At 67.1% G+C, this 16,616-nt stretch carries 10 protein-coding genes; 5 read left to right on the top strand and 5 right to left on the bottom strand.

Annotation, left to right across the window (positions count from 1 at the left end; translation table 11 throughout):
• Positions 1-12 precede the first annotated feature (12 nt).
• The 4 genes from P5F91_RS05395 to P5F91_RS05380 all read left to right on the top strand — a co-directional run bounded on the left by P5F91_RS05395 (position 13) and on the right by P5F91_RS05380 (position 4,842).
• Positions 13-2,115 carry an ATP-binding protein gene (locus tag P5F91_RS05395; RefSeq protein ID WP_145612963.1) on the top strand — a complete coding sequence of 701 codons (2,103 nt, stop codon included), beginning with the start codon at positions 13-15 and terminating at the stop codon, positions 2,113-2,115.
• Between the two features lie 103 nt (positions 2,116-2,218).
• Positions 2,219-2,485: an Os1348 family NHLP clan protein gene (locus tag P5F91_RS05390; RefSeq protein WP_145612962.1), complete on the top strand. Its 267-nt coding sequence runs from the start codon at positions 2,219-2,221 to the stop codon at positions 2,483-2,485.
• A 149-nt stretch (positions 2,486-2,634) separates the two neighbouring features.
• Complete coding sequence (locus tag P5F91_RS05385) at positions 2,635-2,796, top strand: hypothetical protein (RefSeq protein WP_186454936.1); 162 nt, start codon at positions 2,635-2,637, stop codon at positions 2,794-2,796.
• 96 nt (positions 2,797-2,892) lie between these two features.
• A complete protein-coding gene (locus P5F91_RS05380; RefSeq protein ID WP_277906730.1) occupies positions 2,893-4,842 on the top strand; it encodes a RiPP maturation radical SAM C-methyltransferase in 1,950 nt (649 codons plus the stop codon).
• A 117-nt stretch (positions 4,843-4,959) separates the two neighbouring features.
• Here the strand turns inward: P5F91_RS05380 and pgmB are convergent, their stop codons facing one another.
• The 4 genes from pgmB to P5F91_RS05360 form a co-directional block, all read right to left on the bottom strand.
• Positions 4,960-5,604, bottom strand: coding sequence for a beta-phosphoglucomutase (gene pgmB / locus P5F91_RS05375; RefSeq protein WP_277906729.1), 645 nt, complete (start codon positions 5,602-5,604; stop codon positions 4,960-4,962).
• Positions 5,591-8,005 carry a glycoside hydrolase family 65 protein gene (locus P5F91_RS05370; protein ID WP_277906728.1) on the bottom strand — a complete coding sequence of 805 codons (2,415 nt, stop codon included), beginning with the start codon at positions 8,003-8,005 and terminating at the stop codon, positions 5,591-5,593. The genes pgmB and P5F91_RS05370 overlap by 14 nt, the downstream gene beginning before the upstream one ends.
• A gap of 99 nt (positions 8,006-8,104) precedes the next feature.
• Complete coding sequence (locus P5F91_RS05365) at positions 8,105-9,574, bottom strand: MFS transporter (protein WP_244410983.1); 1,470 nt, start codon at positions 9,572-9,574, stop codon at positions 8,105-8,107.
• 167 nt (positions 9,575-9,741) lie between these two features.
• Positions 9,742-12,189 carry a TonB-dependent receptor gene (locus tag P5F91_RS05360; RefSeq protein WP_277906726.1) on the bottom strand — a complete coding sequence of 816 codons (2,448 nt, stop codon included), beginning with the start codon at positions 12,187-12,189 and terminating at the stop codon, positions 9,742-9,744.
• Between the two features lie 689 nt (positions 12,190-12,878).
• On the opposite strand from P5F91_RS05360, the gene P5F91_RS05355 reads away from it, so the two are divergent.
• Entirely contained in the window at positions 12,879-13,928 is a 1,050-nt protein-coding gene (locus P5F91_RS05355; RefSeq protein WP_211107120.1) for a LacI family DNA-binding transcriptional regulator, read from the top strand.
• Between the two features lie 13 nt (positions 13,929-13,941).
• Here P5F91_RS05355 and P5F91_RS05350 read toward each other — a convergent pair whose 3' ends face one another.
• Positions 13,942-16,455: a sulfite reductase flavoprotein subunit alpha gene (locus P5F91_RS05350; protein ID WP_277906725.1), complete on the bottom strand. Its 2,514-nt coding sequence runs from the start codon at positions 16,453-16,455 to the stop codon at positions 13,942-13,944.
• Positions 16,456-16,616: the final 161 nt, after the last annotated feature.

Genomic DNA, 16,616 nt, shown 5'->3' with positions numbered 1-16,616 from the left:
CGGGTGACAGAATTGGGAGCACTGGTGCGGGGCGATAGCGTCGATATGGGCCGGCGGGACGCCGGCGTCCTGGCACAGTTGCGACAGGGCGCGCGCATCCGGGCGACCCTGCGCATCCTTCTGCCAGTTCTGGCGGCGGGGTTCCTGATGGTCGCCCTTTTTGGAACCGGCGAACGGACCCTTTACCGCCTGACCGGCGCCATTGATCAGATTGTCGACCGGAACCTAGCCAGCAGCATCAAGCTGTCGGATATAAATACACGGGTCCAGGCGGTGAACGCGCGTTTCAACCGGCTGCTGGCGGTCAAGTCGGCCGGGCGGCAAGCCATCGATGTGTCGGTCGAATTGGGGGCGATCACGGCGCAGGTCGATCTTCTGGCCGCCGATCTGGAATCTTATCGCGACCTGTACGCCACGCCCGACCAGCGGCCGCGCGTGGACGAAATCCTCCACAGCTTGGCCGATTATAAAGGTGCCGTCGCCTGGGTTGGTTCCATGCTGAGCATAGATTTCGCCAGCACGGTAAGTTTCATCGAGCCTTTTGGGGCCGTGTTCGGCCGTATGCAGGTCGATCTGAATCAGATCGTCATGGAAACCGGTAAGGACGCCCAGTCCAAGGCGGAGGAGGCGACCCGGCAAGCCGCTGAAACGGTGCGCACCTTCCTGTACTCGGCGGTGGCGGTCATGCTTGGCGTGGCGATACTGGCTTGGTTGATCGGCCGGTATCAACAGCGCCTGCGCATCAATTCCGAATTGCTGCAGCAACAGGTGGAGGCGCGTACGGCGGAACTGCGTCAGGCGAATAGCGATCTCGCTGACTCGGCGGAAACTTTGCGGCAATTGGGTGATGCTGGCCGGGCGCTGACGGCCACTCTAGACTTGGCCGAGGTGCACGACGCGCTCCACCAGCATTTGGCCGATCTCATCCCGATGGATGCCTTTGGTATCGCCCGGCGGTCAGGGGATGGCCGGGAGCTGTTGTTCGATCGCTTCATCCTGCACGGCGTCCCTATTTCCATTACCCCTCGGGCCCTGTCCGTCATCAACGAACCAGCCGCCCGGGCCCTTAACGAGGAGAAGGAGGTCCTGATCCAGGGGGAGGAGGCGCAGCGATGGGCGGCGGCCATTACCCCCGGTGGGTTGGTTGGTGGGCCGATCCAGGCCGCCATATGGTGCCCGCTGGTGGTCTCCGGCCGCGTGCTGGGGCTCATCACCGCCCAAAGCCGTGACATCGATGCCTATGGCCAGCGGACCGCCGAGGTTCTGCGGTCAGCATGCGCCTATGCAGCCATCGCCATAGCCAATGCATGTTCCTATAATGAATTGGAAGCGACGCTGGCTGAGTTGCGGGCGACTCAGGACAAGCTCGTCCAGCAGGAGAAGATGGCGTCACTCGGCCGCTTGGTCGCCGGCGTGGCGCATGAGATCAACACGCCCTTGGGCATCGTATTGACGGCCGCGGGAAGTCTGCATGGCGGGGTCGCAGATCTAAAGGCCGCAATGGGCCAGGGCAGGCTGACTCGCGCCGCCCTTGAGCAAGGTATTGCCGAATGGAGCGACTTGGCGATGGTCGTGGAACGCAATGCCGCCCGCACCGCTACCTTGGTCAAAAGTTTTTCCGCCGTTGCCGTTGCCGAGGGCGACGGCCGCATCCTGGATACCGATCTGTCCATTTTGCTGACGGATGTGGTCGCTCTATTTCGGCCCGCTTTCGACAAGGGCGGTATTGGTCTGACTCTTAAAATAGAGGATGGGCTTTGCATACGCACGGTGCCGGAGCTGCTGACGGATGCTTTGACGCGCATTCTGGCGAATACCATTGACCATGCCTTTTCAGACCGGCAGGGCGGCGAGGTTATGGTTTCCGTGGTGATGGATACTTTTGGCAGCGTGGTCTTGACAGTCGCAGACAATGGCTGTGGCATTCCCGCCGACGTTCTTGCTCATGTATTCGAGCCCTTTTTTACCACGGCCCGTGGCAGCGGCCATCCGGGATTGGGGCTGCATGTCGCCTTCAATCAGGTGACGCAGCGGCTAAAAGGCAGTCTGGTGGTAGCGAGCGAAGCGGAGGGTGGTACCCACGTAACGATTCAAATACCGCCATTGACAGTATAAGAAATCTACCCTCTATGAGGGTGCTATACTGATGTTTGACACTCATTAAGAGCTATGTTTCGCATGGGGCATGGTATAAGATGCGCAATAATTTGCCTTGTGCGTGAAAGATGAGGGGAAAATGACGCAATTTTTACGTGAAATGTCTCCCGAGGATGTGCAAAAGGTCCTGGGACGGGCGCTGTTGGAGCCCGGTTTCCGTAAGCAGTTCCTGGCTGACATTCCGGGAACGCTTGCCACCCTTGGCTTCAAGGCCTCGCCCGAAGCCCTGGCTTTCTTCGCCAAGCTGGGCAACCAGCCTTTCAGCGATGCCGCCAGCGATATCGAGGGCTTCTTCGCGGCCAATCCGCTGCCCAATTCCTGGTTCTGACAGTCCTAAAGATAAGGGCCCGCTCTAAGTGGCGGGCCCCATCCTTAATATATTAGCATAATTGACGTTAGTATTCAGATGAACCCACCTGTGGTTTGGGGTTCTTGTTTGCTCACATCCAGTAAACCAAAAGATCGGGAGATACTTCTATGTCGCAGATCGTTGCTGATATTGAGCAAAATTTGGTAGCCTTCGGCCTCTCTGCTTCCGAGGCGAGCGAAGCTTTCCTCCGTGCTCTTAAAGAGCGCGACATTCAAGATGAGGAAATGCTGCCCGCTGCGAACCTTCCGATTCCCAGTGTCTGGTACTGATTTGATCATGGGCGACGCGCCCTAGTGAGAAACTCAGTAGGACGCATCGCTTGTTCTGAGGAATTTCAAGGCACGCGCATGGCCGATGGATCGGGAATGATGAAGGCCGGTGACGGCCGCACCCTGCTGGTGGCCATGCCCGTCGCCGCCCTGCATTATCCCGTCATTGGCCTGTCCCTGCTGAAGGGGGCGCTGGCCCGCCAAGGCGTGGCGGCGGACATCCGCCATTTCTACCTGGATTTCGCCGACTATATCGGCTTCGACGTCTATGCCGCAGTGGAGGACAGCCGCTATTTCCTGGCCATGGTGGGGGACTGGGTGTTCGCCGGCGCCGCCCATGGCACGCCAGAGGGGGGCGCGCCGGAGGGGGAGCCGTTCACCTTCCTGAACGGCCTATTGACCGGGGAATACGGCCGCTATTTCGGACCGCAGCGGCTAATGGGCATTCTGGCGGCCCGCAACAAGGCGGCGGGCTTCATCGAGCATTGCTTCGGCCTGGTCGACTGGTCGCGCTATGCCGTCGTGGGCTTCTCCACCTCCTTCCAGCAGACCATGGCCTCGCTGGCGCTGGCGCGGCGGATCAAGGCGGCGCATCCCCACATCCTGATCGTCTTCGGCGGTGCCAATTGCAGCGACGAGATGGGGGTGGAGCTGCACCGCCGCTATCCCTTCATCGACGTTGTCGTAGGCGGCGAGGCGGAGGAGGTGCTGCCCGAGCTGGTGCGTCGCCACGCGGCGGGGCTGGATCTGGCCGGCTTGCCCGGCACCACCATCCGCGCCGCCGATGGGACGACCCTTCCGGCCACCGTGCCCGCCGGCATGGTCACCGACATGGACAGCCTGCCGCCCCTGGACTATGCCGATTTCTATGCCGACCGGGCGCGCCTGCCGGCGGTGGCTGACCGTTTCCCGGCCTTCCCCCTGTTCGAAAGCGCCCGGGGCTGCTGGTGGGGGCAGAAACACCACTGCACCTTCTGCGGCCTGAACGGCCTGGGCATGGCCTATCGCAGCAAAAGCCAGGATCGCGCCTATGCCGAGCTGACAGAGGTGGCCGACCGCTATGGGCGTGAGATCATGGTGGTCGACAACATTCTGGACAGCCGCTACTTCGGCGACTTCCTGCCCCGCCTGGCGGCGCTGGACCGGCCGCTGCTGCTGCATTACGAGGTCAAGGCCAACCTGCGCGCGGCCCAGCTGGCCCTGCTGGGGCAGGCGGGGGTGCGCAAGATCCAACCGGGTGTGGAATCGCTCAGCACCCCGGTGCTGGCCCTGATGCGCAAGGGAACCACCCTGTTGCGCAACGTTCAGACCCTGCGCCTGGCGGCGGAGGCGGGCGTGTTGGTGGACTGGTCTCACCTCTATGGCTTCCCGGGGGAGACGGCGGCCCATTACCATGCCGCCGCGGCGGTGGTGCCCAAGATCACCCACCTGCATCCGCCCGGCGGCTTCCACCGGGTGCGCGCCGACCGCTTCAGTCCTTACTTCAACACCCCGGCGGCCTTCGGCGTCACCATCCGTCCCGTGCCCGGCTACAGCCACATATTCCCGCACGACGAGGACGGCATCGCGCGCCTGGCCTATCACTTCGACATGACGCCCGCGCGGCCGGACGAGGATCTGGCGGCTGGTCATGCCGCCCTCGCCGTTCAGCTGGACCTATGGCGCCGGGGCGACGCGACGTTGACCCTGACGCCGGCCAATGACGGCACGGCGGTGGTGGAGGATGGCCGGGGTGCCACCCCCCGGCGACACGCGCTGACTGCCGTCGCCGCGGCGGTGCTGGATGCCTGCGCCGAAATCCAGGGTGCCGGCCCGCTGCTGAAGACCTTGGCACCCCGCTTTGGCGAGGCCGCCGTTTCGGCGGCGGTGGCGGAGCTGGAGGCGTTGGACCTGCTGCTGCGCGAGGGCGACGAACTGTTGGCCCTGCCGTTGCGCCAGCCGGGCTTCGACCGCGCCCCCCGGCATGAGGAAATCCGCACCTCCTGGGGGCGTTCCTACTTCCATCACGCCCAGGCGGCGGGCCGGATGCCGGAACCGGTCGCCTGACCTTACCCAAAAGCCAGGCGGCGGCGCCGTCCGTGCCGGGTCGGGAGGGATATGCGGGAACGGATACCCTTACGCCTCGGGGGAAATGCCCCCGGGGCGTAAGGATGGCCCGGCACGTTACAGGAAATCGCCGATGTGGAACTGCTCGGTCGTGGGCACGACATAGTCGGCCCGGGTCAGCACGGTGGGGTCGCCGATGCCGACGGCGACCATGCCAGCGTCCTTGATGCTGATGATGCCGGCCACCGAATCCTCGATGCCCAGGCAGCGTTCTGGTGCGGCGCCCACCAGGCGTGCCGCCTCCAGGAACAGGTCGGGCGCCGGCTTGGGCGCCTTGACCGCCGCCGGGTCGGCGATGGCGTCGATCAATGGGGCGATGCCCAGCTGTCGCAGCAGGGGCGGGGCGTTGCGGCTGGCGGAGGCGAGCGCGATCTTCAGCCCGGCGGCCCGCACCTCCTCCAGCACGCGGCGGGCGCCGGGCAACAGGTCGTCGGGCGTCTGCTCGGCAATGGCGGCTGTGTAATAGCCGTTCTTGCGCTCGGCCAGCACCCGCTTTTCCTCCGCCGTGCGCTCCACACGGCCATGGGCCAGGATCAACTCCAGCGACCCCATGCGGTCCACGCCCTTCAGCTTCTCCTCGAAGGCCGGTTCGAGGTGGATGCCAAGTTCCTCCCCCAGGCGGCGCCAGGCGGCGAAATGGATGTGGGCGGTGTCGGCCAGCACCCCATCCAGGTCGAACAGCACGGCATCAAAGCGTGGCATCGCGGGCGCCCTCCATCACCTGTTCCGGGGCCATCTGTTCCGGGGCCATCTGTTCCGGGGTGGTTGGCGTCAGGTGCACGACCTGACCGTGATGGCTCAGCGCCAGGCCGGGGCCGGCCAGCAGGCGATAGGTGGTTGCGGCGTCGCAACCGACGGCCACCTCCACCCGGTTGCCCTGGAACTCCAGGCGGAAGCGGTATCCGGTCCAGCCCGGGGGCAGGGTGGGGCTGAAGCGCAGGGTGCCGCCCAGGGCGTGCAGCCCCGCGAAGCCCTGGACCAGGGCCATCCAACTGCCGGCCATGGCCGCCATGTGCAGGCCATGGCCGGTGTTGCGGTGCAGGTCGTCCAGATCGACCAGGGCGGTATCGTTGAAATAGGCCAGCGCCTTGTCCATCTGGCCCAGCCGCGCTGCCAGCAGGGCGAACACACCCGCCGACAGGGTGCTGTCATGCACCGTCACCGCCTCATAGAAGGCGAAGGACCGGCGCATGGCTTCCGGCTCGAAGCGGTGGGGCAGCAAGCAGAAGGCCAGTACCGCGTCCGCCTGCTTGCACACCTGGTGGCGGTACAGCACCAGGGGATGGTAGTGCATCAGCAGGGGATGGTGGTCGGCGGGCGTGCCGGCGAAATCCCAGGGTTTCTTGTCCAGGAAGCTGTCGTCCTGCGGGTAAATGCCGCTGGCCTCGTCATGGGGCAGGTACATGGCCTCCGCCGCCTGGCGCCAGCCCTCCGGCTCCTCCGCGCCCAGGCCGATGGCGGCAGCGATGCGGGCTAGGGCCTCCGGCTTCTCCCGGCCCAGGCGGGCCGCCACCTCGGCCGCATACTCCAGATGCGCCTGGGCCATGGCGTTGGTGTAGAGGTTGTTGTCCACCATGGCCGTGTATTCGTCCGGCCCGGTCACTTCATGGATGCAGAAGCGGCCGCCGCGGCGGGGGTTGTAATGCCCCATGTCCAGCCACAGGCGCGCCGTCTCGAACAGGATTTCGGCGCCGTGGCGCACCAGGAAATCGTCGTCGCCGCTGGCGTCCATGTATTGGCGCACGGCGTGGGCGATGTCGGCGTTGATGTGGTATTGCGCCGAACCCGCCGGGAAATAGGCGGAGCATTCGGCGCCGCCGATGGTGCGCCAAGGGTATAGGGCGCCCTTGCGATGGCCCATCGCGCGCGCGTGGGCGCGGGCGCCGTCCAGGGTGCGGTGCCGGTATTCCAGGATGGCGCGGGCTACGGCCGGCCGGGTGTAGACCAGCACCGGCAGGGCGAAGATCTCGGCGTCCCAGAAGTAATGCCCCTCATAGCCCTCGCCGCTCTGCCCCTTGGCGCCGACGGAGGTGAGGCCATCGCGCCCCGCCCCCTGCAGCAGCTGGAACAGGTTGAAACGCACGGCGCGCTCCAGCTCCGGCGCGCCCTCTATGTCAAGGTCGGACGACAGCCAGAAATCCTGAAGCGCCTGGGTGCGCGCCTGGCGCAGCGCGGGCAGGCCGATGGCGTTGGCTCGGGCCAGGGCGGCCACGGCGGCGCGGGCCAGCGCCTCGTCATCGGCGGGGGTGCCGTCAACGCCCTTGTCGGCGGCATAGGCCACGCACTTCACCAGGGTCAGCACGGATCCCGGCGTTAGGGTCGTGCGCACGGTGTGGCTGACGATGCCCTGGTCGCGGATGCTGGCCGTCAGGATGGGGGCGTCGCCGGTGACGGTCACGCCATGGGTCATGGCCACGGCCACGCCCTGGCGGCTGCGGCCGGTGCGCAGCACCATGCCGTCGCTGCCGTCTTCCTCGATCCAGCGGCGGAAGGCCAGGGCCGCCAGCTGCGGGCCCACGCGGGGGTCATGCACGCCGCTCTCGTCCCCCGAGGGCGGCTGGTGCGGGGCCAGGCACGAATCCACGACCACCTCGGCAGTGAAGTCTTCCGCCGTCACCTGGTACTGAATGACCACGGGGCCGGGGTGATCCTCCACCACCAGGCGCTCGGTCGCCAGCCGCAGGGTACGGCCGGCAGGCGAGCGCCAGCGCAGGGCGCGGTGCAGCACACCGGTGCGCAGGTCCAGCCAGCGGTGATGCTCCAGTACGGTGCCGGTGGCCAGATCCAGCGGTTCGCCTTCCACGGTCAGGCCGATCAGGGTGCCGTCCGGCACCGGGATGCGGGTGTCGCTGGCCTCAGCGAAGCCCGGCGCCTTCTCGTGATAGGTGATGGGCGTGATCTCATAGACGCCGTTCAGATGCACGACGGGCGCGGTGGAGCGTGCATCCTCCTCGACGCCGCCGCGCACGCCGATGAAGCCGTTGCCGAGCGTGAACAGGGATTCGGTGCATTTCAGTGCCGCCGGGCTGTCGCCCTGGGCAATGACCACCCAGGGATCGGTGGCGGACGGAATGGCGGGGAAGGGGGGGAGCGAGGCTGTCACGGGCGATCCACGTGGTTTCGATCTGCGGGGTTTCGATCTGCAGGTGGCCTGGGGGGTAACCCGGGCAAGGGGGCCTGGGTTCCCTCCGGCAGGGATGGTTCAGCTGTGCGGGGTGGAAGACAGCGGGGCAGCCACGTCTTCCAGCGACCGGCCCTCCGCCTTCACACCCAGCACCAGTTCGGCGATGGCGGCGGCGATCATCAGGCCGGCGCCCAGGACGTAGCCCCACAGCACGTTGGTGCGGGAGCCGGTGTCGATCAGGGCGCCGAACACCAGTGGGCCGCAGACACCGCCCAGGCCGGTGCCGAAGGCGAAGAACAGCGAGATGGCGACGGCGCGGATCTCCAACGGGAAGCATTCGCTGACCGTCAGGTAGGCGGAGCTGGCGGCGGCCGAGGCGAAGAAGAAGATGACGCTCCACGCCAGCGTGATGGTGGTGGCGGTCAGCAGGCCCTGCTGGAACAGGATGCCGGTGCCGATCAGCAGCACACCCGACAGGGCGTAGGTGCCGGCGATCATGGGCACGCGGCCGATGGTGTCGAAGAAGCGGCCGATGATCAGGGGGCCCAGGAAGTTGCCGGCCGCGAAGGGCAGGATGTACCAGCCCACGGAACTGGATGGCACGTCGAAGAACGAGGTCAGGACCAGGGCCTCGGTGAAGAAGATGGCGTTGTAGAAGAAGGCCTGGGCCGTCATCAGCGACAGGCCCAGTACCGTGCGCCGGCCGTAATCGCGCAGCAGCGACCGGGCCACGGCGGCGGTTGATACCGTCCGCAGCTCACGCAGGCGCACCGGCGGGCCGGCGGGAGGCAGGGTCAGGCCCTGGGCCTGGATGCCGGCCTCGATGCGGGCGACGATGGCCTCACCCTCCGGCACGCGGCCATGGGTCATCAGCCAGCGCGGGCTTTCCGGGATGGCGCGGCGCAGCAGCAGGATGAACAGGCCCAGCACGGCGCCGGTGAAGAAGCTGGCGCGCCAGCCCATGTCCGGCCCCAGCAAGCCCGGATCAAGCAGGACGACGGCGCCGATGGCGCCCAGGGCGGCACCCAGCCAGTAGCTGCCGTTGATGACCAGGGTAACCCAGCCGCGCGCGCGGGCGGGAATCAGTTCCTGGATGGTGGAATTGATGGCCACGTATTCGCCGCCGATGCCGGCCCCGGTGATGAAGCGGAACAGAAGCAGGCTGGTGAAATCCCAGCTGAAGGCGGTGGCGGCGGTGGCGGTCAGGTAGACCAGCAGGGTGATGCTGAACAGCTTCTTGCGGCCCAGCCTGTCGGTCAGCCAGCCGAAGAACAGGCCGCCCAGCACGCAGCCGATGAGATAGGCGCTGCTGGCGGCCGAAACCTGGGCGTTATTCAGCGCCAGCGACGGGCTTTCCTTCATGGCGCCGGCGACGGCACCTGCCAGCGTGACCTCCAGCCCGTCCAGCACCCAGGTGATGCCCAGTGCGGCCACCACCAGGCTGTGGAACCGGCCCCAGGGCAGGCGATCCAGCCGGGCCGGGATGTCGGTTTCCGTCAACGCGGGCGGGCCGGGGGGGGCGGAGGTGAGGGAGGCGGCGCTGGACACGGGATGGTCACCTTCACTGTAGGCCGAAGGAAAAGGAGCCGAATGGAAAAGGAGGATGGGCGGGCAAAGATCGGGGCAATGCCCGCCCATCCCCAGAGGCCGTCTTCGGGGCGACGGCCCCGTACCGGAGGGGGCCGCCGCGGACGGCGCCCCTAATCAATCCGCGGTCAGAACTTGGCCGCGGCACTCAGGTGGATGGACCGGCCGAACAGCGGGCGGCCCAGGAAGACGCCACTGCTGCTGGTGCCGGACCCGACCACGCGGGCGTTGCCCTCGGTGATGCCCAACTCGTCCGTCAGGTTGGTGCCGGTCAGCTGGACGGTGTAGCGGTCGAACTCGGCCGAGACGCCCAGGTCCAGGGTGTCGTAGGCCGGCAGCGGCTGCTGGTTGTTCGGGTCGCCGTAGCGGTCGCCCACATGGGTGTAGGTGCCAAACAGGCGCAGGCTGGCCCAGTCCAGCGGGATCTCGTACGACGGCGCGATGGAGAACTGGAACTTGGGCTGGCGCAGCACCTGGTCGCCGTTGAAAGTGGGGTTGTCCTGGTACTTGGCATCCAGATAGGTGCCGCGGAAGCTGACCGTCAGGTTGGTGACGGGCCGCACCGCCAGTTCAAACTCCGCACCCCAGGCTTCCGATCCATAGATCTCGTTGATCAGGCTGCCGCTGCCGTCGGGGTTCACCACCTCGGCCTGGTACAAGAGGCCGGAGAAGGTGTTGTGGAAGCCGGTGACGTAGGCGCTGTAATAGTGTGACGACGTCTTCAGGCCCACTTCCTGCTGCCGGATGTTGACCATCTGGTAGTCGCCGCCGCGCAGGGCGTCGAACTGCGGGAACTCGTGGCCGCTGTTGACGCGGGCGTACACGCTGACGTCGTCGGTCAGGTAGTAGTTGGCGCCGACGGTCCACGACGGCTCCGTCCGGTGGGAACTGACGCCGTAGTAGGTGCCGTTGGTGTAGCTGGCGGCGTTGTCGTACAGCGTCAGCGGGTTGTTATCCAGGTCGCCGGTGCTGTCGTTGCTGATGGTGCCGTTGATGCTCTGGTGTTCCATGCGGAAACCGGCGTCCAGGCGCAGGTCCGGCGTGATCTTCCATTCGTCGGAGATGAAGCCCGCCACGGCGGTGCCGTCGTAGCTGGCGTCCAGCGCGTAGAAGGAACCGGAGGTCAGGCCGCCGCGCGAGGCCTTGGCGCCGTTGTTCAGCACCACGTCCACCGCCTGCGGGTGGTTCTGCATGGTCAGCAGGTAGTTGTTGCCCAGGTACCACTGGTCCTTGGACGAATACTGGGCGAAGTAGGCGCCCACCGTCAGGGTATTGCCGGGGAACAGCTCATGGCTGAGGCGGGCGTCGTCGGTGAAGGACTGGATGCGCTTGTCCACCGACCACATGCCCACGGCGATGACCTGCTGGTTCATGTTGGTCAGGGCGGCGCCCGAGCCGACGATCTTGGCCGAGCCGCCGGTGGCGATGCCGCCGGCCGCCGCCACCACGGCGGCGTTGGCGTTGGCCGAGGTCACGGTGTCGCTGATGAACTGGCCCAGCGTCTCGGGGTTGGAGCCCGTGAATTCCGACTGGGTGAAGGCCCGGCCGGTGACGAAGTTCATCTTGTTGCTGAGCTGCCAGCCCTTCAGGTCCAAATCCAGGGTGTTGCCCAGGGTGGTCAGCTGGATGCCGCGGCCGTCGCCGATGTCCACGTTCTTGGACTGGCCGGGGCCGGTCTCGATGGTGACGTTGCGGACGTCGTTGCTGTACAGGCTGAAGGTGCCCGGATCGGTGCCAGGGAAGGCCGAGATGTTCTTGCCGCCGTTGCTGCTGACCAGCGGGATGGCCGTGTAGAAGGCGTTCTTGTCGTCCGTGCGGCGGCCGTAGAACGTGAACTCGCCATTCTCGAACTTCTTGGTGATGTTGGCCACTACCTGCCCGCCGTCATCGGCAGGGAACTGGGTGCTGCGGATGCCCTCATTGTAGCGGTAGAAGCCGCCGACCATGAAGTTTAGGTCCTTGGTGATGGGGCCGCCGTAGTAGGTGTCGACGCGGTACAGACCCTCGTCACCCACGGTCAGGCGGATGCTGCCCTCGGGGGTGTCCGTGCCCTTGCGCTGGATGAAGTTGACCGTGGCGCCCGGCTGGGCGTTGGAGAAGACGGTGGCCGGACCGCCGCGCAGCACCTCCACCCGCTCCACCGTGTCGTCCAGGCGGATGAGGGTGGAGTTGTCCATGAAGGACAGCGTGGGTGCCGGGTAGATGGGCGAGCCGTCGATCTGCATGGTGATGAAGGGCGCGTCGCCGCCGCCCGGGAAACCGCGCACGTCGATGTTGGGGCCGGCCGTGCCGCTGGTGGATTCCACCCACAGGCCCGGCGTCAGCTTCAGCAGGTCGGCGGTGCCGTTGGGCTGCTGGGCGACGATGTCCTCGGCCTTGATGGTGCTGATGGCGAAGCTGGCGTCCAGCTTCTTCATGCCGTCGCTGCGCGCGGTGCCGGTGACGATGATTTCCTGAAGCTCGTCCACGGCGCCGGCGGCCTGCGGCGCCGGTGCGGTGTTTGTGGCCGTGGTGGCCGCCGTTTGCGCCAAGCCCACGGCCGGCATCAGCAGGGCGGCCAACGCGACGCCGCCCAACAACGCACCTATCCTGTGAGGATGTGACATTCTTCCCTCCCCTTATGTCTTGGTGGTGATCGTGACTTGGACTGGCTCGCCCCGTCGCGCCCTGACCCAAGGCTTCTTATCGGGATGGCACGCCCTGGTTGGGTCGCCTACCACCCCTGCTTGAATGGGGCCATCGATAACATCGAATGACATCGATAACAAGACATCGATGTCATTTGGAATTCACGAGGGCGGTGGGCGATGCAACGGCGCAACACCAGGGGCGTGGACGGGGCCAATATTGCTGCGCCTGCACTTCGCAGACGCAGCATAAATCCTGGATGTGTCGCGTTTCCTTCAAACTCTTGGCATATCAGTATCGTCCTCCTTCCCTCATGCGGGGTAAGGTGGGCCGTTACTATTGTTATCGATGTCATTCAATGCTAGGGCTGGGCTGTGGAACAAGCGTAGACCCTGGCCGGGAATGGGCGCGGGTCCACCTGCGGAAAGAGGGAGGATAGGGGATTGGGCCGGGCGGAACGTCTATCCGCATATGGGACTGGACGGCGACTCGATACCGCCGCCGGGCAGGACCAGCCCGCGCTTGGCAAGGCCTCGTCTGGCAAGCACAGTGGGTTTATGAAACAGTCATCACCCGGAATGTCCGTTTATGGGGATGTTCCTTCTTCCCGGCTTTCTTTCTCGTTTCGGACCCGCTGATGAGCCCGCGCCCCGCCAAGTCCAGCCGCCCGGCGGCCTCGTCCTTAATGGCGGATGCTGTCCCCGGTGACGCCGCGCGCCTGACCATGGCCGACCTGGCGGAACGGGCGCAGGTGTCCATCATCACCGTGTCCCGCGCCCTGCGGGACAGCCCGTCCGTGCGTGAGGACACGCGCCGCCGCATCCAGGACCTGGCGCGGGAAATGGGCTACCGCTTCAACGCCACGGCGCGGAACCTGCGCCTGCAGCGCAGCCACACCATCGCCGTGGTGGTGGACATGAAACCCACGCCGGAACGCCCCATGTCCGGTCCCTTTCCCTTGGATCTGCTGGGCGGCATCTGCCAGGAACTGACCACGGCCGGTTACAACGTGCTGCTGACCACGGGGCAGTCGCAGCCGGCCGCCGCCGTGCAGGCGGCCGACGGCGCAATCCTGCTGGGCCAGGGCGCCGACGACACGGCCGTGCGCCAGCTGCTGCCCATGGGCGTGCCGCTGGTGGTGTGGGGCGCCCCCCAGCCGGGTGTGGATCCCGTCTTCGTGGGCAGCGACAATCACCAGGGCGGGGCGCTGGCTGCCGCCCGCTTGATCGAGACCGGCCGCCGCCGCCTGGTCTTCCTGGGCGACACCCGTCACCGCGAGAATGCCGAGCGCCTGCACGGCTTCACCGAAACCCTGGCGTCGGCCGGGGCGGTGCTGGTGGCGCTGGCGCCGTGCGACTTCACCTTCAACGCCGGCGTGGCGGCGGTGCGGGGCCTGTTGACCGATACGCCAGGTGGATTCGATGGCATCTTTGCCTGCAGCGATGCCATCGCGCTGGGCGCCATGCGCGCCCTGACAGAGGCGAAGCTGACCGTGCCGGACGACGTGTCCGTCATCGGCTACGACGACACCCCCATGGCCGCCTTCCACACGCCGGCCCTGACCTCGGTGCACCAGGACTGGACGGAGGGCGGGGTACGGCTGGCGCAGGCCGTGCTGGCGCTGATCAATGGCGAGCATCCGGACTCGCTGATCCTGCCGACTAGGTTAGTCGTGCGCGCGACGTAATCGCGCGCAGGTATCAGTACACATCCCGGCGATAGCGCCCCTCGGCCGTCAGCGCGTCCAGGCGGTCGCGGCCCAGGATGGTCTCCAGCGCCTGGTCGACGCCTGGGGCCATGCCTTCCAGGCTGCCGCAGACATAGAGGACGGCGCCCCGATCCACCCATTCGCGCACCGTGTCGCCAAGGGCCGCCAGGCGGTCCTGGACATAGCCCTGGCCGTCACGGGAATAGACCAGGTCCACGCGCGCCAGCGTGCCGTCCGCCTGCCAGGCAGCGATCTCCTCAGCATGCCAGGCGTCGGTGGCGGCATGTCGCTCCCCGAACAGCAGCCAGGCGTCGCACTGGCGCAGCATTTGGCGGTGCTTGAGGTGGCCGCGCAGGCCGGCCAAGCCGGTGCCGGCACCGATCAGGATCATGGGCACCGCCGCCGCCGGGGCGTGGAAGCTGGGGTTGGGCCGCAGGCGCAGGCGCACCTCATCCCCTACCGCGACACCGGCGGTCAGCCAGCCGGAACCCAGGCCCAAGGTGCCGTCGGGCCGCGTCTGCTGGCGCACCAGCAGGTCCAGGCGGCCGGAGGAGGGCAGGCTGGCGATGGAATAGTCGCGGTGATGGGCGCTGGCGTCGTTGCCGGGCAGGATCTGGGCGATGTCGCCGGCGGTCCAAAGGGGCTGGGGCTGGTCCAGGGGCTCCAGCGACAGGTGATAGGCGGGGCCGCCCGGGCTGCCTGGGTTCAGCAGCCGGCGCTCCACCAGGCGCCAGCGGCCGTATGCGTCCGGCGCCCAGTCAGGCGCGGTGCCGGCCCCGATGCTCCGCAGCTGCTCCTGCCACTGGTGCAGGGCCTCGGCGTTGTTGTCGTCCACCAGCACGGGCTCGAACAGGCGGGTGGCGCCGCTGTCGCCCAGCCAGCGGTCCAACGCGCGGCCGAAGCCGCAGAAGGTCTCATACTGCCGGTCACCCAGGGCCAGCACGGCGAACGCCACACCGGCCAGATCGGCGGGGCTGCCCATGCGCTTCCTGGCGAAGGCGCGGGCGTCGTCCGGTGGCTCCCCCTCGCCATAGGTGCTGGCCACCACCAGCAGGCGGCCGCGCAGGGTCTTCGGATCCAGCTTGGCCAGCGGCAGCACCTCGGGCGCCAGGCCGCCGTCGCGCAGCGCGCCGGCCGTGCGCCAGGCCAGCTGTTCCGCCGTGCCCGTCTGGCTGGCGTAAGCGATGGTCAGGGTGGTGCTGGCGGCGGTGGGCGGCAGGGCGGCGATGGCCGCATTCTGGGCACCGCCCCGGGCCAGGCGCACCGCCTTTTGCTTGCGACGGCGGTCCAGGTACATCAGCAGGCCGGTGATGGTGAAAAGGGGCATGGCCCCGGCGGCCAGCATGAAGACCACCGCGCCGCCGGTGCCGAAATAGGTGCCCCGGTGCACGGTCAGCACGCCGGCCAGCAACTGAGCGCCCAGCTTCTTGTCCTTGTAATGGCTTTCCGACGTCACGGCGCCCGTGGCGGTGTCCAACACCATCTCGTCATAGGCCTGGTCCGTCGGCGCGCCCAGGGGGCGATAACGCACACGGGTGGGGCCGCCCGGCTTGCCCGGCGGGGTCAGCAGGGCCATGGCGTAATGGTCGCCCTCGCGCGCCAGGAAGGCGGCCCAGGCGGTATCGACGGAGACGGGGCCGGCCTCAATCTTGCCCCGTTCCCGGCCGCCCTTCTCGCCTTTCGGGCCCTCTTCGTGCGCCGGCAGCGGCTGGCCGGTCAGTAGTTGGACGGCCGCGTCGCGGTACCAGTCGTAGGACCACCACAGCCCGGTCAGGCCGATGACCAGATAGACCAGCAGCACCCAGGTGCCGATGACGGCGTGCAAGGACCACAGGAAGGCGCGGCCCTTGGCCCCCGTGTCCAGCGCCAGCCAGGCCCGCCAGTCCAGCGGCCGGCGGGGCCAGCGCAGATACAGGCCCGAGAGGCAGAAGAACAGCAGGGCCATGACGGCCGCCCCGGTGATCTGCCGGCCGACGCCGTCGCCGTTGCCGGGCAGGGCCAGCCAGCGGTGCAGCCGGCGGACGAAGGCGAAGAACTCCTCCCCCGTCGCGCGGCCCAGCACCGTGCCGTCATAGGGGTCGACATAGGCGCGTTCCCCCCGGTTGCCACCCATGCCGCCGGCGAACAGCACGCGCGCCGCCTCATCCTTGCGGGCGGATAGGAACACCCCCTCCACCCGCGTGTCGGGCCGCTGCTCCCGCACCCGGGCCAGCAGCGCGTCGGGCGCCAGCACCGGCGCCTCGCGCGGCGCCACCGTGATCACGCCGGGGCTCAGCGCCCGCATGATCTGGTCTTCGAAACTCATGGTGGCGCCGGTGATGCCCATCAGGGCCAGCACAAAGCCCAGCGTGATGCCCAGCAGCCAGTGCAGTTGATAAACCACCCACCGCCCCGTGACGCCGCCCGCCGGGCCCTTCACCGACAACCGGCGCGCTTCACCGGGCGCACGAATGCTCTGGCTGGCCACGGCGTCGCCGCCGGCCTGGTCTCTGGTCACGCTGGTCACTGTCACATCCCCCGGGCGGCGTCCCACCGCCGGTATTGCAAATAACTCGCAATCGCTTATAGCGGTCGGGCGGCGATTTGGGAAGGGGCTTGGATTAGGGAGTCTCGTCTACAGAGGGGGGCCACCAGTATCAAAACCGTATCGAAGAAAATTATATCACC

The sequence above is a fragment of the Nitrospirillum amazonense genome (assembly GCF_029594735.1).
Taxonomy (GTDB): Bacteria; Pseudomonadota; Alphaproteobacteria; order Azospirillales; family Azospirillaceae; genus Nitrospirillum; species Nitrospirillum amazonense.
The sequence above is the reverse complement of the archived record's forward strand: the minus strand, read 5'-3'. Positions and strand labels throughout refer to the sequence as shown.